At 67.1% G+C, this 22,104-nt stretch carries 23 protein-coding genes; 10 read left to right on the forward strand and 13 right to left on the reverse strand.

From position 1 onward, the window contains the following. Window positions 1-12: 12 nt before the first annotated feature. Both MBELCI_RS06625 and MBELCI_RS06630 read left to right on the forward strand, forming a co-directional pair. Window positions 13-1,386 carry a DUF1800 domain-containing protein gene (locus MBELCI_RS06625; protein ID WP_021693392.1) on the forward strand — a complete coding sequence of 458 codons (1,374 nt, stop codon included), beginning with the start codon at window positions 13-15 and terminating at the stop codon, window positions 1,384-1,386. Window positions 1,387-1,390: 4 nt separating this feature from the next. Continuing rightward, window positions 1,391-2,581, forward strand: coding sequence for a DUF1501 domain-containing protein (locus MBELCI_RS06630; protein ID WP_021693393.1), 1,191 nt, complete (start codon window positions 1,391-1,393; stop codon window positions 2,579-2,581). Here the strand turns inward: MBELCI_RS06630 and MBELCI_RS06635 are convergent. Next, complete coding sequence (locus tag MBELCI_RS06635) at window positions 2,578-3,294, reverse strand: response regulator (protein ID WP_021693394.1); 717 nt, start codon at window positions 3,292-3,294, stop codon at window positions 2,578-2,580. The genes MBELCI_RS06630 and MBELCI_RS06635 overlap by 4 nt on opposite strands. 150 nt (window positions 3,295-3,444) lie before the next feature. Between MBELCI_RS06635 and mce the strand changes: the two genes are divergently transcribed. Next, window positions 3,445-3,849: a methylmalonyl-CoA epimerase gene (gene mce / locus MBELCI_RS06640; RefSeq protein ID WP_021693395.1), complete on the forward strand. Its 405-nt coding sequence runs from the start codon at window positions 3,445-3,447 to the stop codon at window positions 3,847-3,849. Between the two features lie 10 nt (window positions 3,850-3,859). Further along, window positions 3,860-4,156 carry a DUF1467 family protein gene (locus MBELCI_RS06645; protein WP_021693396.1) on the forward strand — a complete coding sequence of 99 codons (297 nt, stop codon included), beginning with the start codon at window positions 3,860-3,862 and terminating at the stop codon, window positions 4,154-4,156. Here the strand turns inward: MBELCI_RS06645 and MBELCI_RS06650 are convergent. The 5 genes from MBELCI_RS06650 to MBELCI_RS06670 form a co-directional block, all read right to left on the reverse strand. Beyond that, complete coding sequence (locus MBELCI_RS06650; RefSeq protein WP_021693397.1) at window positions 4,143-4,847, reverse strand: EI24 domain-containing protein; 705 nt, start codon at window positions 4,845-4,847, stop codon at window positions 4,143-4,145. The two genes, MBELCI_RS06645 and MBELCI_RS06650, sit on opposite strands and share 14 nt — an antisense overlap. Continuing rightward, window positions 4,844-5,422: a nitroreductase family protein gene (locus tag MBELCI_RS06655; protein ID WP_021693398.1), complete on the reverse strand. Its 579-nt coding sequence runs from the start codon at window positions 5,420-5,422 to the stop codon at window positions 4,844-4,846. Before MBELCI_RS06655 ends, MBELCI_RS06650 begins: the two co-directional genes overlap by 4 nt. 172 nt (window positions 5,423-5,594) lie before the next feature. After that, window positions 5,595-6,050: an A24 family peptidase gene (locus MBELCI_RS06660; RefSeq protein WP_021693399.1), complete on the reverse strand. Its 456-nt coding sequence runs from the start codon at window positions 6,048-6,050 to the stop codon at window positions 5,595-5,597. Window positions 6,051-6,155: 105 nt separating this feature from the next. Then, on the reverse strand, window positions 6,156-7,190 hold the full coding sequence (gene mgrA / locus MBELCI_RS06665) for an L-glyceraldehyde 3-phosphate reductase (RefSeq protein ID WP_021693400.1): 1,035 nt from the start codon (window positions 7,188-7,190) through the stop codon (window positions 6,156-6,158). A gap of 125 nt (window positions 7,191-7,315) precedes the next feature. After that, window positions 7,316-8,515, reverse strand: coding sequence for an AI-2E family transporter (locus tag MBELCI_RS06670; protein ID WP_021693401.1), 1,200 nt, complete (start codon window positions 8,513-8,515; stop codon window positions 7,316-7,318). Window positions 8,516-8,642: 127 nt separating this feature from the next. On the opposite strand from MBELCI_RS06670, the gene ettA reads away from it, so the two are divergent. The 3 genes from ettA (at window position 8,643) to MBELCI_RS06685 (ending at window position 11,254) form a co-directional block, all read left to right on the forward strand. Next, window positions 8,643-10,298 (forward strand): energy-dependent translational throttle protein EttA, encoded by a 1,656-nt coding sequence (ettA, locus tag MBELCI_RS06675; RefSeq protein WP_021693402.1) that lies wholly within the window; start codon window positions 8,643-8,645, stop codon window positions 10,296-10,298. A gap of 340 nt (window positions 10,299-10,638) precedes the next feature. Further along, window positions 10,639-10,845, forward strand: a complete 207-nt coding sequence (locus tag MBELCI_RS06680) for a cold-shock protein (RefSeq protein ID WP_021693403.1) — start codon at window positions 10,639-10,641, stop codon at window positions 10,843-10,845. Between the two features lie 208 nt (window positions 10,846-11,053). Further along, complete coding sequence (locus tag MBELCI_RS06685) at window positions 11,054-11,254, forward strand: hypothetical protein (protein WP_021693404.1); 201 nt, start codon at window positions 11,054-11,056, stop codon at window positions 11,252-11,254. A 24-nt stretch (window positions 11,255-11,278) separates the two neighbouring features. On the opposite strand, the gene MBELCI_RS06690 is transcribed toward MBELCI_RS06685, so the two are convergent. From MBELCI_RS06690 to MBELCI_RS06720, 7 genes are all read right to left on the reverse strand, one after another. Beyond that, window positions 11,279-11,629: an H-type lectin domain-containing protein gene (locus MBELCI_RS06690; protein ID WP_021693405.1), complete on the reverse strand. Its 351-nt coding sequence runs from the start codon at window positions 11,627-11,629 to the stop codon at window positions 11,279-11,281. Between the two features lie 69 nt (window positions 11,630-11,698). Further along, window positions 11,699-12,136: a F0F1 ATP synthase subunit epsilon gene (locus MBELCI_RS06695; RefSeq protein WP_021693406.1), complete on the reverse strand. Its 438-nt coding sequence runs from the start codon at window positions 12,134-12,136 to the stop codon at window positions 11,699-11,701. A 12-nt stretch (window positions 12,137-12,148) separates the two neighbouring features. Continuing rightward, window positions 12,149-13,573: a F0F1 ATP synthase subunit beta gene (atpD, locus tag MBELCI_RS06700; RefSeq protein WP_021693407.1), complete on the reverse strand. Its 1,425-nt coding sequence runs from the start codon at window positions 13,571-13,573 to the stop codon at window positions 12,149-12,151. Between the two features lie 22 nt (window positions 13,574-13,595). Further along, a complete protein-coding gene (locus tag MBELCI_RS06705; RefSeq protein WP_021693408.1) occupies window positions 13,596-14,468 on the reverse strand; it encodes a F0F1 ATP synthase subunit gamma in 873 nt (290 codons plus the stop codon). A 30-nt stretch (window positions 14,469-14,498) separates the two neighbouring features. Continuing rightward, window positions 14,499-16,037: a F0F1 ATP synthase subunit alpha gene (atpA, locus tag MBELCI_RS06710; RefSeq protein WP_021693409.1), complete on the reverse strand. Its 1,539-nt coding sequence runs from the start codon at window positions 16,035-16,037 to the stop codon at window positions 14,499-14,501. Beyond that, complete coding sequence (locus MBELCI_RS06715) at window positions 16,037-16,603, reverse strand: F0F1 ATP synthase subunit delta (RefSeq protein ID WP_021693410.1); 567 nt, start codon at window positions 16,601-16,603, stop codon at window positions 16,037-16,039. The genes atpA and MBELCI_RS06715 overlap by 1 nt, the downstream gene beginning before the upstream one ends. A gap of 239 nt (window positions 16,604-16,842) precedes the next feature. Beyond that, window positions 16,843-17,604 carry a class I SAM-dependent methyltransferase gene (locus tag MBELCI_RS06720; protein ID WP_021693411.1) on the reverse strand — a complete coding sequence of 254 codons (762 nt, stop codon included), beginning with the start codon at window positions 17,602-17,604 and terminating at the stop codon, window positions 16,843-16,845. A 95-nt stretch (window positions 17,605-17,699) separates the two neighbouring features. On the opposite strand from MBELCI_RS06720, the gene gloB reads away from it, so the two are divergent. The 3 genes from gloB to MBELCI_RS21505 all read left to right on the forward strand — a co-directional run bounded on the left by gloB (window position 17,700) and on the right by MBELCI_RS21505 (window position 22,075). Then, window positions 17,700-18,461, forward strand: a complete 762-nt coding sequence (gene gloB / locus MBELCI_RS06725; protein ID WP_021693412.1) for a hydroxyacylglutathione hydrolase — start codon at window positions 17,700-17,702, stop codon at window positions 18,459-18,461. 201 nt (window positions 18,462-18,662) lie between these two features. After that, a complete protein-coding gene (clpA, locus tag MBELCI_RS06730) occupies window positions 18,663-20,993 on the forward strand; it encodes an ATP-dependent Clp protease ATP-binding subunit ClpA (protein ID WP_021693413.1) in 2,331 nt (776 codons plus the stop codon). A gap of 569 nt (window positions 20,994-21,562) precedes the next feature. Continuing rightward, window positions 21,563-22,075: a M23 family metallopeptidase gene (locus tag MBELCI_RS21505; RefSeq protein WP_235047581.1), complete on the forward strand. Its 513-nt coding sequence runs from the start codon at window positions 21,563-21,565 to the stop codon at window positions 22,073-22,075. Window positions 22,076-22,104 lie beyond the last annotated feature (29 nt).

Below are 22,104 nucleotides of genomic sequence, written 5' to 3' on the forward strand. Positions count from 1 at the left end.
GGAGGATTCGCCGTGCCCTTCGACCCCGATCGCGCCGCCATCCGGTTCGGAACCGGCCTGTCGCCCCTGCTGCCCCCGCCCGACAGCGTCGCCGCAATGCTGCGCCCCCTCGGCGGCGTGGACGAAATCGGGCGCCAACTGCCGATCGCCCCCTATGGCGAGGCGCGCCCCACCCTCGCGGAATGGCGGGCCACGGCCTGGCGCAAGGCGCGGGGCACGGCGCAGGAAAAGCCGACCCGCGACGCCTATGACGCAATGCGCGTCACCGCGCGCGAGGTGGCGCTGCGCAACTTCGCCACCACCCTCGCGCGTGGCGTGGCGGCCCCCGAGGGGGGCTTGCGCGAACGTCTGGTCCGGTTCTGGGCCGACCATTTCACCGTGGTGGTCCAAGGCCAGCGCGGCCAGCATCTCGTCACCCCCTTCGTCGAGGAGACGATCCGGCCCCATGTCGCAGCCCGGTTCGAGGACATGCTCATCGCCGTCACGACCCATCCGGTGATGCTGGCCTATCTCGACCAGAGCCGCTCGATCGGTCCCAACAGCCCGGCGGGACGACGCCGCAGCGGCGGCCTCAACGAAAACCTCGCGCGCGAGCTGCTGGAGCTGCACACCGTGGGGGTCAATGGGCCCTATGACCAGAAGGATGTGCGCGAGCTGGCCGAGCTGCTCACCGGGCTGGGCTGGACCATCGAGCGCGGCATGGAATACCGGCCCGAGCGCGCCGAGCCGGGGGCCGAGACCATTCTCGGCACCAGCTTTTCCGACCGCGCCAGCTTCGACACGATCCGCGAGGCGCTGCGCATGCTCGCCCGTCATCCGGCCACGGCGCGCCATATCGCGCACAAGCTCGCCGTCCATTTCGTGGCCGACGATCCCGACCCGGCCCTCGTCACGGGCCTCGAGACCGCGTGGCGCGACAGCGGCGGCGATCTCTTCGTCGTCACGACCGTGTTGCTCGAACATCCGCGGGCATGGGATGCGAAGTCGCGCAAGGTCAAGCCGCCCTTCGACTTCGTCCAGACGGCGCTGCGCGCGCTCGCCGTGCCGCCCGAGACGATCCTGACCCCCGGCAAACCCGGAGCGCGAGGGCTGTTTCGCAGGCCGCTCGCGGCGATGGGCCAGAACTGGGAGCACCCCTTGGGCCCCGACGGCTGGCCCGAGCGCGCCGAGGCCTGGATCAACCCGCCCAACATGGCCGCCCGGATCGACTGGGCGATGACCGTGCCTGAACGGGTGCTGGACGACTTGCCGGATCCCCGCGCCTTTGCCCGTGCGGCGATCGGCCCCTCGCTGCCCGAGACGGTGGCCTTTGCCGCGCGCGCCGCAGAAAGCCGTGGCGAGGCGATCGGCGTGGTGCTGACCAGCCCCGCCTTCCAGATGAGATGACCGCATGACCCGGATCGACAGGCGCGAGCTGTTGCGCGGCGGACTCGCGCTGGGCTGCTCGGCGGCGGCGAGCCCGCTGCTGACGCCCATGGCCTTCGCCAGCGCCCCTTGGGACAACAGGCTGGTGGTGATCGTGCTGCGCGGCGCGATGGACGGGCTCGACGTGGTGCGCCCGGTGGGCGATCCGGCGCTGGCGGCGCTGCGCCCGACCCTCATGGGCAAGGCCGCGCCGGGCGCGATCGACGCAGGCTTCTTCGCCTTTCACCAAGGCCTCGACCGGCTGGCCCCGATGTGGGCCAGAGGCGAGTTCGGCGCGGTGCATGCCGTCTCCACCCCTTACCGCGACAAGCGCAGCCATTTCGATGGGCAGGACATGCTCGAAGCCGGCACCCCCGGCGCCGCGGGCACCGAGGGCTGGCTCAATCGCATGCTGCAGACCGTGCCGGGCCTGTCGGCCGAGACCGCCTATGCGATCGGCCGGGAGGAAATGCTGATCCTGTCGGGTCGCGCCGCCGCGGCACGATGGGCCCCCGAGACGCGGCTGCGCCTGACGCCGCAAGGGCGGCGGCTGCTCGAACTCGTCCACCACGAGGATCCGCTGTTTCGCGACACCACGGCGCAGGCGATGGGCATCGTCGATTCGCTCGCCGCCGAGGACGAGGCGGACGATGGCGGGATGGCTGGCGGCGGCGGGCTGCGTGGTGATCACGTCCGTCTGGCCGAGTTCGCGGCCTCGCGGCTGCGCGGCGACAGCCGCATCGCCAGCTTTTCGATCAACGGCTGGGACACGCATGAGGGTCAGTCGGCGGGGCTTGGCCGGGCGTTGGAGCGGCTGAGCGACACGCTGCTGACGCTGGAGGCGGGACTCGGGACCGCTTGGGACAGGACGGCGGTGCTTTGCGTGACCGAGTTCGGTCGCACCGCGCGCGAGAACGGCACCGGCGGCACCGATCACGGCACCGGCGGTGCGATGCTCTACGCGGGCGGCGCGCTGCGGGGCGGCCGGGTGCTGGGCGACTGGCCGGGCCTGACCGAGGTCGATCTTTACGACCGGCGCGACCTCATGCCGACGCGTGATCTGCGTGCCCATGCGGGATGGGTCATGCGCGGGCTGTTCGGGCTCGACCGGGCGGCGATCGAGGGCGGGATTTTTCCCGGGCTGGATCTCGGGGCCGATCCGGGCCTGCTGGGCTAGAGCGGCGCAGGCTCGGCCAGCCGCCCCTCGACCAGCGCGGCCAGCCTGTCGACCGCCGGACCGGCGCCCCCCTGCCCGCGGGCCGTCATCACGGCCTCGGCCGCCTCGAACAGCGCCGTGTCGCCGGCGCTTTGCGCCACGCCACCGAGAAACTGCGCCACATAGGCGATCTCACGCTCCGCGGGCCAGCCGCTGCGCAGCAGTTGCGCCGCCAATGAAAGGTCGTCGCGCAACGCCACCCGGTCAGGCGCGATCTCCTCCTGCGGGAGAAGGCGCGGCCCATCGGGCTGCCGCTCAGCGGGGACATGCGCCAGAAGCGCCTCCTGAAACTCGCCCAGCCGGGCGATCGGCTTGGCGATGAAGCCGTCCGCTCCGGCCTCCAGCGCGGGCCCCTCCCCGTCGGGGTCGCCCGAGGTGGCGAGCAATATGTCGATGCGCGGGTTCGCCTGCGCCAATTCGATGATCAGCTCGATCCCCGAACCGTCGGGCAGGCCCAGATCGGCGATCACCGCATCGGGGCGGTAAACCCGCAGATGGCGCCGCGCGTTGTGCAGGCTGTCGGCGCGGCGGATGCGCGCCCCCGAGCGCAGACATAAAAGCCGCATTGCCTCGCAGGCGAAGCGGCTGTCCTCGACCAGCAGCACGGTCAGCCCCAGCAGGGGGCGGTCCATGGTGGGCGCGCGGGTGCCGGGAAAGGCGACATTGATGGGCATCGAAGCCTCCTGCCAGTTCGGGGGCCAAGTCGACCCTCGCCCCGATACTGGACCGCAGTGGTAAATCAGGTCTTAAGCCGCGACGATCCGCGCGGTTGCACCCCGCGGTCCGAGCCGCCATATCAGCGCCATGACCTATGGAGTCCTCCGATGATCGGCCGCCTCAACCACGTCGCCATCGCCGTGCCGGACCTCGCCGCCGCCGCCGCGCGCTATGCCGGGCCGCTGGGCGCGCGGGTCAGCGCGCCGCAGGACCTGCCCGATCACGGCGTCCGCGTCGTCTTCGTGGAACTGCCCAACACCAAGATCGAACTTCTGGAACCCTTGGGCGACGCCTCGTCCATCGCGGCATTTCTGGCCAAATCCCCCTCGGGCGGCATGCATCATGTCTGCTACGAGGTGGAGGACATCCATGCCGCCCGCGACCGGCTGGTACAGACAGGCGCGCGGGTGCTGGGCGATGGCGCGCCCAAGATCGGCGCGCATGGCAAGCCGGTGCTGTTCCTGCACCCCAAGGATTTCGACGGCTGCCTGATCGAGATCGAACAGGTCTGAGGAGACGCCCATGACCATCACCGCCGCCTTCGTGCTCTTTGCCGTGACATGGTTCATGGTGTTCTTCATCGTGCTGCCGCTGCGCCTCGTGACCCAAGGCGACGCGGGCGAGACCGTGCCCGGCACCCATGCCTCGGCCCCTGCCGACTTCCGGCTTGGCCGCAAGGTCAGGCTCACCTCTCTCTGGGCGGTGCCGATCTGGGCCGCGCTCACGGCCTTCATCCTGTGGGGCGGCGTCACGGTGCGCGACATCGACGTGTTCGACCGCATGGCCCCCGCCAGTGGCCCGCTCCTCAGCGGCGAGTAGGCCGCCGCCCCGCCAGCCGGTGGTAGAGATGGGTGAAGGTGGCAGCACCAAGCACCGGCACCAGCAGGTTCACCACCGGCACCGTCAAAGGCACCGCCATCAGGCAGCCCGCACCCCAGATCCGCAGCGGATGACGCTTTCGCATGGTGCGCGCCCCGGCCCGCCCCTCGCGCCGCATCGCCGCGACCTGAAAATATTCGCGCCCAAGTAGCCAGCCATTCACACCGTAGAACAGGAACGGCGCGGCGGGCGGAAAGGCGAGGCTCGCGGCGAAAGCCGCGATATTCACGAGCACCAGCACCGCCAAAAAGGCTAGTGTGTCGCGGATCTGATCGGCGATGGGAACCGCGCGGGCAGGCGGCAGGCCGGGATAATGCCGCGCCTCGACCGCACCCGCCACCTCTTCGAGGAAGAAGCCGCTCATCATCGACGCCACGGGCACCATCAGAAACACCGACAGCCCGAGCATCAGCAGAAGCGAGACCCAGCCCAGCGCGTCGTCGATCCACGCGACCTCGCCGATCAGCGGCAGCGTCACATGCTCGGGCGCGAAGACCCCGACCAGCGCCAGAAGCCCCGCATAGAGGCCCACGAGAAGCGCCGCCGACAGACCGATGCCGAGCCAGAGCACCCGGCGAAAGCGCGGGTCGAACATCTGCGCCAAGGCGCGCATGAAATCCGACAGGATCATGCCTCGCGCCACTCCGTCAGCGCGTCCAGATCGGGACGCGGCCGCTCGGGCGCGGCCGTGGTCTCGGTGCCGATATGGATGAGACCTGCGATGCTTTCGCCGCTCCGCAATCCCAGCCCCTCGCGGCAGAAAGCCTCGTCATGGCTGACCCAGCCCGAAAGCCAGTTCGCCCCCCAGCCCGCCGCCAGAGCGGCGTTCAGGAGCGACAGGCAGACGCAGGCGGCGGATTGGACCTGCTCGATCTCGGGCACCTTGTCGCTCGCTTTGGGGGCGCAGATCACCGCCACCACGAGGTCGGCGTCGCGGAACTGTGCCACCGCTTTCTCGCGCTTGCTCTCATCTATGCCGAGCGCCTCGGCCCGCGCGGGCACCAGCGCCGCCAGCCGCGTCAGGGCGGGCTTTTCCAACACGATGAGCCGCCACGGCTCCAGCTTGCCGTGATCGGGCACGCGCAGCGCCGCAGTGAGCAGCGGGCGCAACTCCTCGCGGCTCGGCGCGGGCGTGGTCAGCGTCTTGGCCGGGCGGGAGCGGCGCGTCAGCAGGAAGTCGAGCGCCTCTGGCTTGGGATCGGGCATGTCGTCTCCGGAATGGCGTGTTCGGGGTGGTCACGCCATTCCTGCCGCAGATCGCGCGCGGGGAAAAGGTGGTCCCGCCCGACGCCCGTGGCGGCCGATACCGCAAGAGAGATACGAGGCGCCGGCCGCCCGATCGTCATGCCATGACACGTCGCAGGACGGTCCGGTCCGCTCAGATCCCGAGCGGCAGGATCATCGCCGCGGCGGCGATCGACACGCCGAGCGGGTAGCGGCCACGCATACGCAAACTGACCCAAGCCGAATCGGGTCCGCCCACGGCACGGCGCACCCCCGCGAGCAGCAGTGCGCCCGAGAGCATCGTTGCGGCGAGCAGCATCGTGAAGGCCGGCAGCTCCTGCGGCGGCACCAGCGGCACCAGCACGGCGAGCATCTTCACGTCGCCCCCCCCCATCATGCCGAGCGTGAACAGGGCGATCCCGATCGCGAAGACGACGCCGCCCGCGATCAGGCGCGCCCCGAGATCGGGCATCAGCCCTGCAAAGGCGCAGCCGATGCCAAGGGCCGCCACCGCACCGACGAGCCTGTTGGAAATCCGCATATGGCGCAGATCGGTCCAGAGCATCACCGCCATCAAGGGCGCGGCGAGGATCAGTGGCAGGTCATCCATGACAGGGCCCCCGGGATTCGGTCGTGGTCCAGCCATTCTGACCGCTCCGGGTGCCACAAAGGAGGCATGGACGGGGCACGATCATGGCACCGTGCCCCGCCAGTCTCAGCCTTCGATCTCGGCAGAGCTGGCCCAGAGGTTGATCTGTTCCTCATCGGCGTATTCATCGATCAGGGTCAACTCCTCGGCGCTGAATTCGAGGTTGCCCACCGCCCCGGCGCAGTCGATCACCTGGCTCGGCTTGGAGGCGCCGATCAGTGCCGTCGTGATGCCGCCCTCACGCAGCACCCACGCGATGGCCATCTGCGCCAGCGTCTGGCCGCGCGCCTCGGCGATCTCATTGAGCTTGCGGATGTTGCCGATCGCCTTCTCGGTGAGCATCGACGGAAACAGCGATTTGTCCTGCGCGGCGCGGCTGTCTTCGGGAATGCCGCCGAGATACTTCTTGGTCAGCATGCCTTGGGCCAGCGGCGTGAAGGCGATGGAGCCGATGCCCAGATCCCTGAGCGTGTCCTTCAGGCCGTCGCGCTCGACCCAACGGTTGAGCATGTTGTAGCTCGGCTGGTGGATCACGCAGGGCGTGCCGAGATCCTTGAGGATCGCCGCCGCCTCGCGGGTGCGCTCGGAGTTGTAGCTGCTGATACCGACATAGAGCGCCCGGCCCGAGCGCACGATGTGATCGAGCGCGCCCATCGTCTCCTCGAGCGGGGTCTCGGGGTCGAAGCGGTGCGAATAGAAGATGTCGACGTAATCGAGACCCATCCGCTTGAGCGACTGGTCGCAGGACGCGATCAGGTACTTGCGGCTGCCCATCTCGCCATAGGGGCCGTCCCACATCCGGTAACCCGCCTTGGAGGAGATGATCAGCTCGTCGCGGTAGCCCGCGAAATCCGTGCGCAGGATCTCTCCGAAGGCGGTCTCGGCGGCACCGGCCTCGGGGCCGTAATTGTTGGCGAGGTCGAAATGCGTGATGCCGTGATCGAAGGCGGTCTGGCAGATCTCACGCTTGGTCTGGTGCGGCGTGTCGTCGCCGAAATTGTGCCACAGCCCGAGGCTCACGGCAGGCAGCTTGAGGCCGGAGCGGCCACAGCGGCGATAAGCCATCCGCTCGTAGCGGTCGGGGCTCGGGGTATAGGTCATGTCGATGGTCTCCTTGGGCCGATGGCCTGTTCGACCGGCCCCGGCATCGGCGCAGAGCCTAGGCCGGGGCCCGCGCCGATGTCAAACCGGGGCCGGACGGGAAACGCGTGGGCTCCGCGCGCCTCTCAGGCCGCGCGCGTCGCGTGTTTTTCGCCACGGTCCGGATCGGTACCTTCGGTTTTCATCGCCGGGTCGCCGGAGAGGAATCCGCCAAAGGCGCGGAGCGAGGGGACGTTGTCGCAGACCGCCTTGACGACCACGAGGAACGGCACCGCCAGAACCGCCCCCGGCACGCCCCAGAGCCAGATCCAGAACGCCACCGTCACGAAGACCGACACGATGTTCAGCTCAAGCCTGCGGCCCACCAGCATCGGCGTGACGAAGTTGCCCTCGATCGCCGTCAGCGTGAAATAGGCCAAGGGTGCCAGCAGCGCGTAAGGCACCGTGTCGAACGACACCAGCGCAAAGGCCCCGACCGCGACGGTGCCGATGATCGCGCCGATGAAGGGCATGAAGTTGAGAAGGAACGCCAGCGTGCCCCAGACATGCGGCATCGGCAGCCCGAGGATCCACAGCGCGATGCCGATCGCGACGCCGAGACCCGCATTGATGATTGTGATCGCGCCAAGGTAGCGTGAGATCTGCTTTTCCACGTCGCGCACAATGGTCAGGGCGCGCTTCTTGTCATGCAGCTTGGGCGACGCCTCGACGATGCGACGGTGATAGAAGTCGCCCGAGGCCAGAAGAAACAGCGTCAGGATCATCGCCGCCACCAGCGAGGAGCCGATTGAGGCGACGCTGCCCACCGCCGAGGGGATCGGGCCCGACTGGTCAACCACCACCTCCATCTTTTCTTCGGTGGCGCCGGCCGCGTCGGCCATCTCCGTCACCTGTGCGCCGACCTCGCGGATCGAGGCCAGCCGATCCATCAGCCCGGCGAGCTTGAACTGAACCTCAGCGCCGATTTGCGGTGCGCGCGCCGCCATCTGACCGATCGGCCCCGACAGGAAATACCCCGCCACGGCAAAGCCAAGCCCGATGGCCAGCATCAGGAGCACCGCGCTGATCCCCGGCGGGATGCCGATCCGCTGCAGCCCGCGCACGGCGGGGCGCAAGGTCAGCGTCAACAGGATCGCCAGCACGATCGGCAAGAGCACGTCGCGGGCGAAATAGGTCGCGGTGAACATCGCCAGCAGGAAGGTGCACAGCATCAGGCGGCGGATCTTGCGCAGCTCCGACACCCCCTGCTCGGTATGATCGAGATACGGATCCCGGGGCGTTTCATCGTCCTTCGCAGCCGCGCCGCGCATTTCGCCATTCGCCACCGCAGAAGTCCCCCATGTGCAATGCCGCCCAACGTCATCGCGCTTGGGGCGGTTCCGCGCGGGTCTTGATTGCTACGCGGCGTCGCCGGGCGTATGAGGGGGGCCGATCGCAGACAGGAGAGCCCCGATGGCCAGCTACCAGTACGTCTATCACATGGATGGTGTCTCCAAGACCTATCCCGGCGGCAAGAAGACATTCGAGAACATCCGGCTGAACTTCCTGCCCGGCGTGAAGATCGGCGTGGTCGGCGTCAACGGCGCGGGTAAGTCCACCCTGCTCAAGATCATGGCCGGGATCGACAAGGATTTTCAGGGCGAGGCCTGGGCCGCCGAGGGTGCGCGCGTCGGCTACCTGCCGCAGGAGCCCAAGCTCGACGAGACCAAGACCGTCCGCGAGAACGTGATGGAAGGCGTCGCCGCCAAGAAGGCGGTGCTCGATCGCTACAACGATCTGGCCATGAACTACTCGGACGAGACCGCCGAAGAGATGGCGCAGCTTCAGGACGATATCGACGCGCAGAACCTGTGGGATCTCGACGCGCAGATCGATGTCGCCATGGAAGCGCTGCGCTGCCCGCCCGACGACGCCGACGTCACCACCCTTTCGGGTGGCGAAGCGCGCCGCGTGGCGCTGTGCAAGCTGCTGCTCGAAGCGCCCGAGATGCTGCTCCTCGACGAGCCGACCAACCACCTCGACGCCGAGACGATCGCCTGGCTGCAGAACCACCTGATCGAATACAAGGGCACGATCCTCGTCGTGACCCACGACCGCTACTTCCTCGACGACATCACCTCGTGGATCCTCGAGCTCGATCGCGGCCGGGGCATCCCCTACGAGGGCAACTATTCGTCCTGGCTTGAGCAGAAGGCCAAGCGGCTGGAGCAGGAGGCGCGCGAGGACAAGTCCAAGCAGAACACGCTGCAGCGCGAACTCGAATGGATGCGCCAGGGCCAGAAGGCCCGTCAGGCCAAGTCCAAGGCCCGCATCACCGCCTATAACGAGCTGGCGAGCCAGTCCGAGCGCGAGCGCGTCGGCAAGGCGCAGATCGTTATCCCCAACGGCCCGCGTCTGGGCGGCAAGGTGATCGAGGTCGAAGGCCTCAAGAAGGCGATGGGCGACAAGCTTCTGATCGAAGATCTGGAATTCTCGCTGCCGCCGGGCGGCATCGTCGGCGTGATCGGCCCTAACGGTGCCGGCAAATCGACCCTGTTCAAGATGCTGACCGGGCAGGAACAGCCCGACGAGGGCAGCATCGAGTATGGCGACACGGTCAAGCTTTCCTATGTCGACCAGAGCCGCGACGATCTGGAGCCCGACGCCACCGTCTGGGAGGCGATCTCGGGCGGCGCCGAGGTGATCGAGCTTGGCGACGCTTCGATGAACTCCCGCGCCTATTGCGGGGCCTTCAACTTCAAGGGCGGCGACCAGCAGAAGAAGGTGAGCCTGCTCTCGGGCGGCGAGCGCAACCGCGTGCACATGGCGCGGCTTTTGAAGGATGGCGGCAACGTGCTGCTCCTCGACGAGCCGACCAACGACCTCGACGTCGAGACGCTGCGTGCACTCGAGGACGCGCTCGTGGATTTCGCGGGCTGCGCCGTGGTGATCAGCCACGACCGCTTCTTCCTCGACCGGATCTGCACCCACATCCTCGCCTTCGAGGGCGAGGCGCATGTCGAATGGTTCCAAGGCAACTTCGCCGATTATGAGGAGGACAAGAAGCGCCGCCTCGGGGCCGACGCGCTGGAACCCAAGCGGGTCAAGTTCAAGAAGTTCACCCGCTGAGATAACGGGGCGGGGCAAGCCCCCCGCCCTCCCCGGTCGGGCCGCGCGCTCGGCGCCCCGACCGGCCTCGCGGCGGCGACCGATTCGGCCCTGGCCTCTCATTTTGGGTTGCGGGCGGTCGTCATGGCCGGGCCACGATCGCCGTTCGGCGGTGATCCGCCAGTCGCATCGGGCATGGCGAAATATCTTGCCATCGCGACCGCGCGGCCCCATACGGCCCCTTGCGAACGTTATTCCCTCGACCACTGTTCTCCGTCACTGGCTGCAGTTCTCTCGATGCGACACTGACCAAGCCGGGCTGCCGCAGTTTCGTGGGCAGCGCATGACAGGAGATCACACGATGGCCACTGGCACCGTGAAATGGTTCAACACCACCAAAGGCTTCGGCTTCATTGCTCCCGATGGCGGCAGCAAGGACGTCTTCGTCCACATCTCGGCCGTCGAGCGTTCGGGCCTCACCGGCCTGCGTGACGACCAGAAAGTCAGCTTCGACATCGAATCCGGCCGCGACGGCCGCGAATCGGCGATCAACCTGAAGCTCGCCTGATTCCTTCGCGCTCTGGCGCAGAGGATTTATGCCCCGGATGCAGCCGCATCCGGGGCGTTTTCGTCACGCTGTGCTCTCCAGTTGTCTAGACCTGTCTATTTATTCCCGTGCAAGCTTAGCCACGCTATGATCACCGACACAGCGTTTCTCGGCCACATTGCTGCCGGAATCAGCCGCGAAGGTCGAGGAACAGCGCAGGAGGAAGCACATGGGCACGATCTTCATTCTTCTCGGGAGCCTTGTCGGGTTTGCCGTCGCCGTGATTTCGGTCGCGACAGGGGCCTTGCCGCTTCTCAGCGGGTTGGCCCTGTGGATTGCCTCGGGCCCCATCTCGGCTCTGGCCTTCGTGTTCCTCGTGCCGGCGCTCAGGGCACTGCATCGCATGGGTCCGCACCGGAACCTCGCCTGATCCAGGTTTGGCGCGACGCTTCGGTCAGCCGATCTCCCACATATCGTCATCCCGGCAGGCGCCGAAGGCCAGCCACGACACGCGCAGCCGAGCGATCCGGCTGTCGCTCCATGTTCCGACCCTGAGCGTGAACCCTTCCTGATCGATCTTCTGCGATCGGATATCGAGCCGCGCCGCCACTTCCGCCGCCAGATCCCACATGGTGACGCTGACATGCACGACGGGCGGCCGCGCGAAGGGCACGGCGAATGTGACCCTGTGACAAACCTCGCGCTCTCCCGTGCCTGACCACATCGGTCCGTCATTCTCGAAATGCGAAAACGGCATCACCTCGCCTTGGTCGATGCCGAAATTTCCTTGGATATGCTGCATCATCGCACCCTTCCCCCATAACGCCAAAGGCCCCGCGAATGCGGGGCCTTTGTGTCGAAGCGCTCCAATTTCTCAGAAATTGGACTGTTTCGGATCGAGCCCGATATGCGTGCCAACGGCGACCATGTCGGCGAGTAGCTTCGCCGTATCGTCCACCGGACCCGGCTCGTTCTCGAACCTGGTCTGCGCGTCGCGATGCGCCGAGGCGAACTCCTCGACCATCCCCTCATAAACCTCCTGCGTGACCTCGCCGCGCGGATGCGCGCGCTCGGCCAGCACGGAGACGCTGTCGGGGCCGATCTCGGCAAAACCACCGGAGATCACGTAGTCATCGGTGCCGCCCTGATGCACGACCTGCAACAGGCCGGGCCGCAGGGTGGTGATGGTGGGCGTGTGGCCCGCCATCGCCGTCAGGTCACCATCGGTGCCCGGAATGCGCACCTCGGTCGCCGTCACGGAAGCGAGCTTCCGTTCCGGGCTGACCAGGTCGAATTGCAGCGTGTCGGCCATGAAGCCCTCCTATCAGGCCGCCGCGGCGGCCATTTTCTCGGCCTTGGCCTTCACGTCCTCGATGCCACCGACCATGTAGAAGGCCGATTCGGGCAGGTGGTCGTACTCACCGGCAACCACCGCCTTGAACGAGGAGATGGTCTCCTCGAGCGGCACCTGAACGCCGTCCGAACCGGTGAACACCTTGGCCACGTCGAAGGGCTGCGACAGGAAGCGCTGGATCTTCCGAGCGCGGGCCACGGTCAGCTTGTCCTCTTCCGACAGCTCGTCCATCCCGAGGATGGCGATGATGTCCTGAAGCGACTTGTAGCGCTGCAGGATGCCCTGCACGTCACGTGCCACCTGGTAGTGCTCTTCGCCCACGACGGAGGGGTCCATCAGGCGCGAGGTCGAGTCGAGCGGGTCCACGGCCGGATAGATGCCGAGTTCGGAGATCGCGCGGTTGAGAACCGTGGTCGCGTCGAGGTGCGCGAACGAGGTCGCCGGCGCCGGGTCGGTCAGGTCGTCGGCGGGCACGTAGATCGCCTGCACGGACGTGATCGAGCCGTTTTTGGTCGAGGTGATCCGCTCCTGCAGCGCGCCCATGTCGGTGGCCAGCGTCGGCTGGTAGCCCACGGCCGAGGGGATGCGGCCCAGAAGCGCCGACACCTCGGAACCCGCCTGGGTGAAGCGGAAGATGTTGTCGACGAAGAACAGCACGTCGGTGCCGGACTGGTCGCGGAACTGCTCGGCCAAAGTCAGACCGGTCAGGGCGACGCGGGCACGCGCACCCGGCGGCTCGTTCATCTGGCCGTAGACGAGGGCCACTTGGCTCTCGCCAAGCGCGTCGGGCTTGATGACGTTGGATTCGATCATCTCGTGGTAGAGGTCGTTGCCCTCACGGGTCCGCTCGCCCACCCCGGCGAACACGGAATAGCCCGAGTGCACCTTCGCGATGTTGTTGATCAGCTCCATGATGAGCACGGTCTTGCCCACCCCGGCGCCGCCGAACAGGCCGATCTTGCCGCCCTTGGCGTAGGGGGCGAGCAGGTCGATCACCTTGATGCCGGTGACGAGGATCTCCGAGGAGGTCGACTGCTCGGCGAAGGTCGGCGCGTCGGCATGGATCGGACGGGTCTCGGTCGCCTCGACCGGGCCCTTCTCGTCGATCGGCTCGCCGATGACGTTGAGGATGCGCCCCAGCGTCGCGTTGCCCACGGGCACCGAGATCGGCTTGCCGGTGTCGAGCACGGCCGCACCGCGGACGAGACCCTCGGTTGCGTCCATCGCGATGGTGCGGACGGTGTTTTCGCCAAGGTGCTGGGCCACTTCGAGAACCAGCTTCTTGCCGTTGTTTTCCGTGGTCAGGGCGTTGAGGATCTCCGGAAGGTGATCCCCGAACTGCACGTCCACGACGGCGCCGATGACCTGGGTCACTTTGCCTTGTGCTGCTGCCATGTGTTGTACTCCGGTTCTCTCTTTAGAGCGCTTCGGCGCCCGAAATGATTTCGATCAGCTCGTTGGTGATGACCGCCTGACGGGATCGGTTGTACTCGATCGTCAGCTTGTCGATCATCTCGCCCGCGTTGCGGGTCGCGTTGTCCATCGCGCTCATCCGGGCACCCTGTTCGGAGGCCGCGTTCTCGAGCAGCGCCGCGAAGATCTGCGTCGCCACGCCGCGCGGCAGCAGATCCGCGAGGATCTCCTCCTCGCCGGGTTCGTAGTCGTAAAGCGCCGTGTCGGCCTCCTCCCCGCCCTCGAAATGGGCCGGGATGATCTGCTGCGCGGTCGGGATCTGGGTGATCACGTTCTGGAACCGCGCGTAGAAGATCGTCGCCACGTCGAACTCGTCCGCGTCGAAGCGTCCGAGCACGTCGCGCGCGATGTCCTGCGCATTGGCATAGCCCACGCGCTTGACGTCCGTGAGGTCGACGTGACCCACGAAGTACTGGCCGTAATCGCGGCGCAGCATCTCACGGCCCTTCTTTCCGACGGTGAGGATCTTCACCGTCTTTCCCTGCGCCAGCAGCTCGCTGGCCCGGATCCGCGCCTTGCGCGCGATCGAGCCGTTGAAGCCGCCGCAGAGCCCGCGCTCGGCGGTCATGACGACGAGCAGATGCACGTCCTGCTTGCCGGTTCCGGCAAGCAGGCGGGGCGCACCGTCGGAGCCGCCCACGGACGAGGCGAGCCCGGCCATCACGGCGTCGAACCGCTCGGCATAGGGCCGCGCCGCTTCGGCGGCGTCCTGGGCGCGACGGAGCTTTGCCGCCGCGACCATCTGCATCGCCTTGGTGATCTTGCGGGTCGATTTGACCGACGCGATCCGGTTCTTGAGGTCCTTCAGACTAGGCATCGGCCAGCCTCCCTAAGTCCGTGGCTGGTTTCAGGCGAAGTCCTTGGCGAACGCATCGATCGACTTGCGGATACGCGCCTCGGCATCGCCCTTGATCTTCGGGTCCTCGTTGGTGATCCAGTCGAGCAGCTCGCGATCATTGGTGCGCAGGTGCTTCAGGAGACCTTGCTCGAAGCGACCGACATTCTTGACGGCGATCTTGTCGAGATAGCCCTGGGTGCCCGCGAAGATCACGCAGACGATCTCGGCGTTGGTCAGCGGCGAGTACTGCGGCTGCTTCATCAGTTCGGTCAGGCGCGCGCCACGGTTCAGCAGCTGCTGGGTCGAGGCGTCGAGGTCGGAGCCGAACTGCGCGAAGGCGGCCATCTCGCGATACTGGGCGAGCTCGAGCTTCACCGGGCCGGCGACCGACTTCATCGAGTTGGTCTGGGCCGAGGAGCCGACGCGCGACACCGAGAGGCCGGTGTTCACCGCGGGACGGATGCCCTGGTAGAACAGTTCGGTCTCGAGGAAGATCTGGCCGTCGGTGATCGAGATCACGTTGGTCGGGATGAAGGCCGACACGTCGCCGCCTTGCGTTTCGATGATCGGCAGCGCGGTCAGCGAACCGGCGCCGTGATCCTCGTTGAGCTTGGCCGAACGCTCGAGCAGGCGCGAGTGGAGGTAGAACACGTCGCCCGGATAGGCTTCGCGGCCCGGCGGGCGGCGCAGCAGCAGCGACATCTGGCGGTACGACACGGCCTGCTTGGACAGGTCATCATAGATGATGAGCGCGTGCTTGCCGTTGTCACGGAAATACTCGGCCATGGCGGTCGCGGCATAGGGGGCCAGGAACTGCATCGGGGCCGGGTCGGAGGCAGTGGCCGCCACGACGATCGAATATTCGATCGCGCCGGTTTCTTCGAGCTTCTTCACCAGCTGCGCCACGGTCGAACGCTTCTGGCCGATCGCGACGTAGATGCAGTAGAGCTTCTTGCTCTCGTCGGAGCCTGCGGCGTCGTTGTAGCTCTTCTGGTTGAGCACGGTGTCGAGCGCCACGGCGGTCTTGCCGGTCTGGCGGTCGCCGATGATCAGCTCGCGCTGGCCACGGCCGATCGGGATCATGGCGTCGATCGACTTGAGGCCGGTCGGCATCGGCTCGTGCACGGATTTGCGCGGGATGATTCCCGGCGCCTTGACGTCGGCGACGCGGCGCTCCGTCGAGTCGATCGGACCCTTGCCGTCGAGCGGGTTGCCAAGGCCGTCCACGACGCGGCCCAGAAGGCCCATGCCGGCGGGCACGTCCACGATCGAGTTGGTGCGCTTGACGACGTCACCTTCCTTGATGTCGCGGTCGGAGCCGAAGATCACGCAGCCGACGTTGTCGGTCTCGAGGTTCAGCGCCATGCCCTGGATGCCGCCGGGAAACTCGACCATCTCGCCGGCCTGGACGTTGTCGAGGCCGTGGACACGGGCGATGCCGTCACCAACGGAGAGCACGCGACCGACCTCGGCGACCTCGGCCTCCTGGCCGAAATTCTTGATCTGGTCCTTCAGGATCGCGGAGATTTCCGCAGCTTGGATCGCCATTATCCGACCTCTTTCATGGTGTTCTGGAGTGCCTGGAGCTTCGAGCGGATCGAGGTGTCGATCATCTTCGAGCCCAGCTTGACGACGAGACCGCCGATGAGGCTTTCATCCACGGTCTGATTGATCTTCACCTCGCGGCCCGCGCTCTGCTTGAGAGCGGCGGCCAGCGCGGTCTTCTGCTTGTCGCTGAGCGCCTTGGCGGTGGTCACGTCGGCGGTCACCTCGCCGCGCGCCTCGGCCAGCTTCTCATCGAGCGCGCGCAGCATCTGCGGCAGCACGAAGAGGCGGCGCTTGGAGGCCATGAGCCCCAGCACGTTGGTGGTGGTCCCGGTCAGCCCCATCTTCTGGGCGATCGCGGCAATGGCCCGGCCCTGGTCGTCGCGGCTGTAGACCGGCGAGGAGATCAGGTCGCGGAACTCCGCGCTTTCGGACAGCGCGGCCCGCAGCGCGTCGACATCCGACGTCAGGGCGGCGAGATCATCGCCTTCCCGCGCCAGGTCGAACACGGCCGTGGCATAGCGCTGGGCAATGCCGGTTGAGATCGATGCTGGTTCGGACACGTCCACCCTTCCGCAGTCTTGGGCCCGGCGATCCCGCGCCTTGAGAAGACAGGCGGCGGTCGGGCAGCTTGCAAGGCCCTCGCGCGGGCGAAGGCCGTCAAAATCAGGGGCGATGTAGCAGAGCGGTTCGGGTGTCGCAACCGCCTTGAGACCCGCGATGCCCCCCTCCCGGCTCATGGTCGCAGGGAGGCGGGGGGTGTGACAATTTGCCCATGCGCCAAAGGGCTTGGCGCGCGCGGTCCGGCTCAGCGTCGGCGCGACGGCTCGGGCACCGGCGCGCCGATCCCCTCGAGCACGCGCAAGGGGCGCTTGACCGCCGAGGTCAGCCCCGGACGACTGGGCGCCGTCACCTGCTTGGAGGCCTCGATCATCAGCACGCCGCCCGCGTTGAGGATCTGCATGTGGCGACCCGCTCTTTCGAGAAACGCCGCCGAGCGGCGCCAGCCGCGCCGCAGGCTCGGCGGTCGGTACAGCGCCGAGATCGCCCGCTCGGTGACGAAGCGGTGCCGGCGCAGCTGCGCTTCGAGCTGGCCCAAAGAATAAGGGCGGCCATAGCCAAAGGGCGTGGCGTCCGAGCGCGACCACAGGCCCGCGCGGTTTGGGACCACGAACACCGCCCGCCCCCCCGGACCGAGGCTGCGCCAACACTCCTCCAGAAGCGCGCCCGCATGCTCGGAGGTCTCGAGCCCGTGCATCAGCACCAGCCGGTCCGCCTGCCCGGTGCGCAACGGCCAGAGCGTCTCCTCGCACAGGACCGAGACGTTGGGCTGCCCCGCGGGCCAGGGCATCACGCCCTGGGGCCCCGGCATCAGCCCGATCACCCGCCGCGCATCGGGCAGATAGGGGCGCAGAAGCGGCACGGCAAAGCCATAGCCCACCACCGTCTGCCCCTGCACATGCGAAACCGGCCACCATTCGACCAGCTGGTCGCGGATCACCTTCTGGGCCGCGCGGCCCAGCGCGCTGCGATAATAGAAGTTGCGCAGGTCGAGCACGTCCAGATGCATTGAGGGCCTGCGGTCCTTGGGTCAGAAATCACGGGCCGGTGACGGCCATAGGTCTAGCTTCGTGTTACCATAGCAACCAAACCACGGGTGCCGCCATGCCTCTCGAACTTCTCACCGTCGCGTGCCTCTCGGACAACTATGCCTACCTGCTGCATGACGCGCAGAGCGGCCGTACCGCTCTCGTCGATGCACCGGAAGCCGCGCCCATTCGCGCCGCGCTCGGCGCGCATGGCTGGATGCTTTCCGACATCCTGATCACGCATCACCATGACGACCACGTCGCGGGACTGGCCGAGCTGCGCGGTGAGGCACGGGTGATCGGCGCGCGCGCCGACGCGCATCGCCTGCCGCCGCTCGACCTCGCGGTCGCGCCGGGCGAGGTGATCGAGGTGTTGAACGAGCCGGTCGAGGTGATCGACGTGCCGGGCCACACGCTGGGCCATGTCGCATTCCACCTGCCGCGAAGCGAGATAGCCTTCACCGCCGACAGCCTGATGGCGATGGGCTGCGGGCGGCTTTTCGAGGGCAGCGCCGAGCAGATGTGGGATTCGCTGCGCCGCCTGCGTGATCTGCCGGGTCACACGTTGATCTGCTCGGGGCACGAATACACCCAGACCAACGCCCGTTTCGCCCTGACCATCGAGCCGGACAACGCCGCACTGCGCGACCGCGCCCATGCGATCGACAAGGCGCGCGCCGAAGGCCATGCGACGGTGCCTTCGCAGCTCTCGGAGGAACGCGCGACGAACCCCTTCCTGCGCGCCGACCTGCCCGAGCTGCAACGGGCGATGAGCCTCGAAGGTGAGCCCGCGGCAGAGGTCTTTGCGGAAATACGGCGCAGGAAGGATCGCTTCTGATCCATTTCGCGGCAGGGGTGTCACGGAACCGAAGCCGGAGACATGCAAAGAACACAGCTCCGTGACGTAGCGGCCTTCGGGGGGTGTTTTTGCATGTTTTAACTTGAAGCGCGGCCGATAAACCCGATCTTTAACTACAGAGGCCACGGTCATGGCGGGGCTACCTACCGCCCGGACCCCCGATCAGAGGAGCACATCATCGTGCCGTCTTTTTCGACCACTCTCGAGCAGTCCATCCATGCGGCGCTGGCTCTGGCCAATGCCCGCCGCCACGAACTCGCGACCCTCGAGCACCTGCTGCTGGCCTTGATCGAGGAGCCCGACGCCGCGCGCGTGATGCGTGCCTGCGCCGTCGATCTCGAAGAGCTGCGCAAGTCGCTCGAGGATTTCATCGAGGATGATCTCTCCACCCTCGTCACCGACGTGGACGGCTCCGAAGCCGTGCCCACCGCCGCATTCCAGCGCGTGATCCAGCGCGCCGCGATCCATGTTCAATCCTCGGGCCGCACCGAGGTTACCGGCGCCAACGTGCTCGTCGCGATCTTTGCCGAGCGCGAGAGCAATGCCGCCTATTTCCTGCAGGAGCAGGACATGACCCGCTACGATGCGGTCAACTTCATCGCGCATGGGCAGGCCAAGGACCCGGCCTTCGGCGAAAGCCGTCCCATCACCGGCGCCACCGAAAAGGACGACGAGGGCGAGACCGCTTCGGCCGGTGGGTCGAGCGAGGAAAAGGACAGCGCGCTGGCGAAATACTGCGTCGATCTCAATGCCAAGTCGCGCAAGGGCGACGTCGATCCGCTGATCGGTCGCGAGCATGAGGTCGAGCGCTGCATTCAGGTGCTGTGCCGCCGTCGCAAGAACAACCCGCTGCTGGTGGGCGATCCCGGTGTCGGCAAGACCGCCATCGCCGAGGGCCTCGCCTGGAAGATCGTCGAGGGCGCGGTGCCCGAGGTGCTCTCCGAGGCCACGATCTATAGCCTCGACATGGGCGCGCTTCTGGCCGGTACCCGCTATCGCGGCGATTTCGAAGAGCGGCTCAAGGCGGTGATGACCGAGATGGAGAACCACGCCGACGCGGTGCTCTTCATCGACGAGATTCACACCGTGATCGGTGCGGGCGCCACCTCTGGCGGCGCGATGGACGCCTCCAACCTGCTGAAGCCCGCGCTTCAGGGCGGCAAGCTGCGCTGCATGGGCTCGACCACCTACAAGGAGTTCCGCCAGCACTTCGAGAAGGACCGCGCCCTGTCGCGCCGGTTTCAGAAGATCGACGTGAACGAGCCTTCGGTCGAGGATGCGGTGAAGATCCTCAAGGGCCTCAAGCCCTATTTCGAGGATCACCACCAGATTAAGTACACCGCCGACGCGATCAAGATGGCGGTGGAACTGTCGGCCCGCTACATCAACGACCGCAAGCTGCCCGACAAGGCGATCGACGTGATCGACGAGGCCGGTGCCGCGCAGCATCTCGTGACCGAGAGCAAGCGGCGCAAGACCATCGGCGCCAAGGAAATCGAGGCCGTCATCGCCAAGATCGCCCGCATCCCGCCCAAGAACGTCTCCAAGGACGACGCCGAGGTACTCAAGGATCTCGAACCCGCGCTCAAGCGCGTGGTGTTCGGGCAGGACGACGCGATCACGGCCCTGTCCTCGGCGATCAAACTGGCCCGCGCCGGGCTGCGCGAGCCGGAAAAGCCGATCGGCAACTACCTCTTCGCCGGCCCCACCGGCGTCGGCAAGACCGAGGTGGCCAAGCAGCTCGCCTCCACGCTCGGCGTCGAGATGCTGCGCTTCGACATGTCAGAATACATGGAGAAGCACGCGGTCTCTCGCTTGATCGGTGCGCCTCCGGGCTATGTCGGCTTTGATCAGGGTGGCCTGCTGACCGACGGCGTCGACCAGCATCCGCATTGCGTGCTGCTGCTTGACGAGATCGAGAAGGCGCATCCGGACGTGTTCAACATCCTCCTGCAGGTGATGGACCACGGCAAGCTGACCGATCACAACGGTAGGGCTGTGGATTTCCGCAACGTGATTCTAATCATGACCTCGAACGCCGGAGCCGCGGAGCAGGCCAAGGAGGCGATCGGCTTTGGCCGGGCGCGGCGCGAGGGCGAGGACACGGCCGCGATCGAGCGGACCTTCACGCCCGAATTCCGCAATCGTCTCGATGCGGTGATCTCCTTCGCGCCGCTGGCGCGCGAAACGATCATCTCGGTGGTCGAGAAGTTCGTGTTGCAACTCGAGGCGCAGCTCATGGACCGCAACGTCCATATCGAACTCACCCGCGAAGCGGGCGCGTGGCTGGCCGAGAAGGGCTATGACGAGAAGATGGGCGCGCGTCCGTTGGGCCGTGTGATCCAAGAGCACATCAAAAAGCCGCTCGCCGAGGAGCTTCTGTTCGGTCAGCTGACCAAGGGCGGCCTCGTGAAGGTCGGGGTCAAGGATGACAAGATCGTGCTCAGCTTCGAAGAGCCGGGGGCCAAGCGGCTGTCCGGCAACCGCCCGCCGCTGCTCACTGCCGACTGAGCCGGTACTTCGACGGAAACGCAATAATCGCCGCGCGGCCCCCTCCCGGGGCCGCGCGTTTCGTTTGTCACGACCCGGTGCGGTCCCCCGCAGGTTCTGGTTCCCCCCCCCTGTCCCGCACCACCCTGCCCCGGCCCCACGGCCCGTCGTCCCGCTTCAAAGGAGCGCCACATGTCCCGTTTCGCCTTCGCCCTTGCCTTGGCTCCTACCGCGATCCTCGCGCAGGAGGCGCCCTTCCGCCTCGCCCTGCCGATCGACTGCACTCCCGGCGAGGACTGCGTGATCCAGAACTATGTCGATGCCGATCCCGGCCCCGAGGCCGCCGATTTCACCTGCGGTCCTCTGAGCTACGACACGCACAAGGGCACCGATTTCCGGCTGCCAACGATCGCGCGGCAACGCGAAGGGGTCGACGTCCTCGCCGCCGCTCCCGGCGTGGTGCTGGGGCTGCGTGACGAGATGCCCGACATCCTGCAAGGCTGGGACGCGCGCCGGAGCTGGAGGGGCGCGATTGCGGCAACGGCGTCACTATCAGCCACGAGGGCGGCTGGGAGACGCAGTACTGCCATATGGCGCGTGGCTCGATCGCGGTGGCGCAGGGCGATCGCGTGGAGGCGGGCACGCGGCTGGGCGCGGTCGGGCTTTCGGGACAGAGCCAGTTTCCACATCTGCATCTTTCGGTGCGCAAGGATGGAGAGGAAATCGACCCCTTCGATCCCGAGGACACCGCCACCTGCGGCGATGCCGCGCCCGCCGACACGCTGTGGGAAGCGCCGCTGGCCTACCTGCCGGGCGGGCTGCTCGATGCGGGGTTTGCCGCCGGGGTGCCCGACTGGTTCGATATTCAGGCCGGGGAGGTCGTAGCCGAGATCACGACCGACACGCCGCTGGTGCTCTGGGGCTATGCCTTCGGCGGCCGCGAGGGCGATGTGATGCGGCTCACGGTGACGGGGCCCGACGGTGTCGTGGTCGATAACGAGGTGCTGCTCGACAAGACGCAGGCGCAGCTGTTTCGCGCCAGCGGACGCCGCGCGCCGGAAGGCGGCTGGACCGATGGGAGCTATGAGGGGCGGATCGCCTGATCCGCGACGGCGAAATGCTGGACGAACGC

Origin of the sequence: Limimaricola cinnabarinus LL-001 (genome assembly GCF_000466965.1) — a bacterium.
GTDB classification, from domain to species: domain Bacteria; phylum Pseudomonadota; class Alphaproteobacteria; order Rhodobacterales; family Rhodobacteraceae; genus Limimaricola; species Limimaricola cinnabarinus.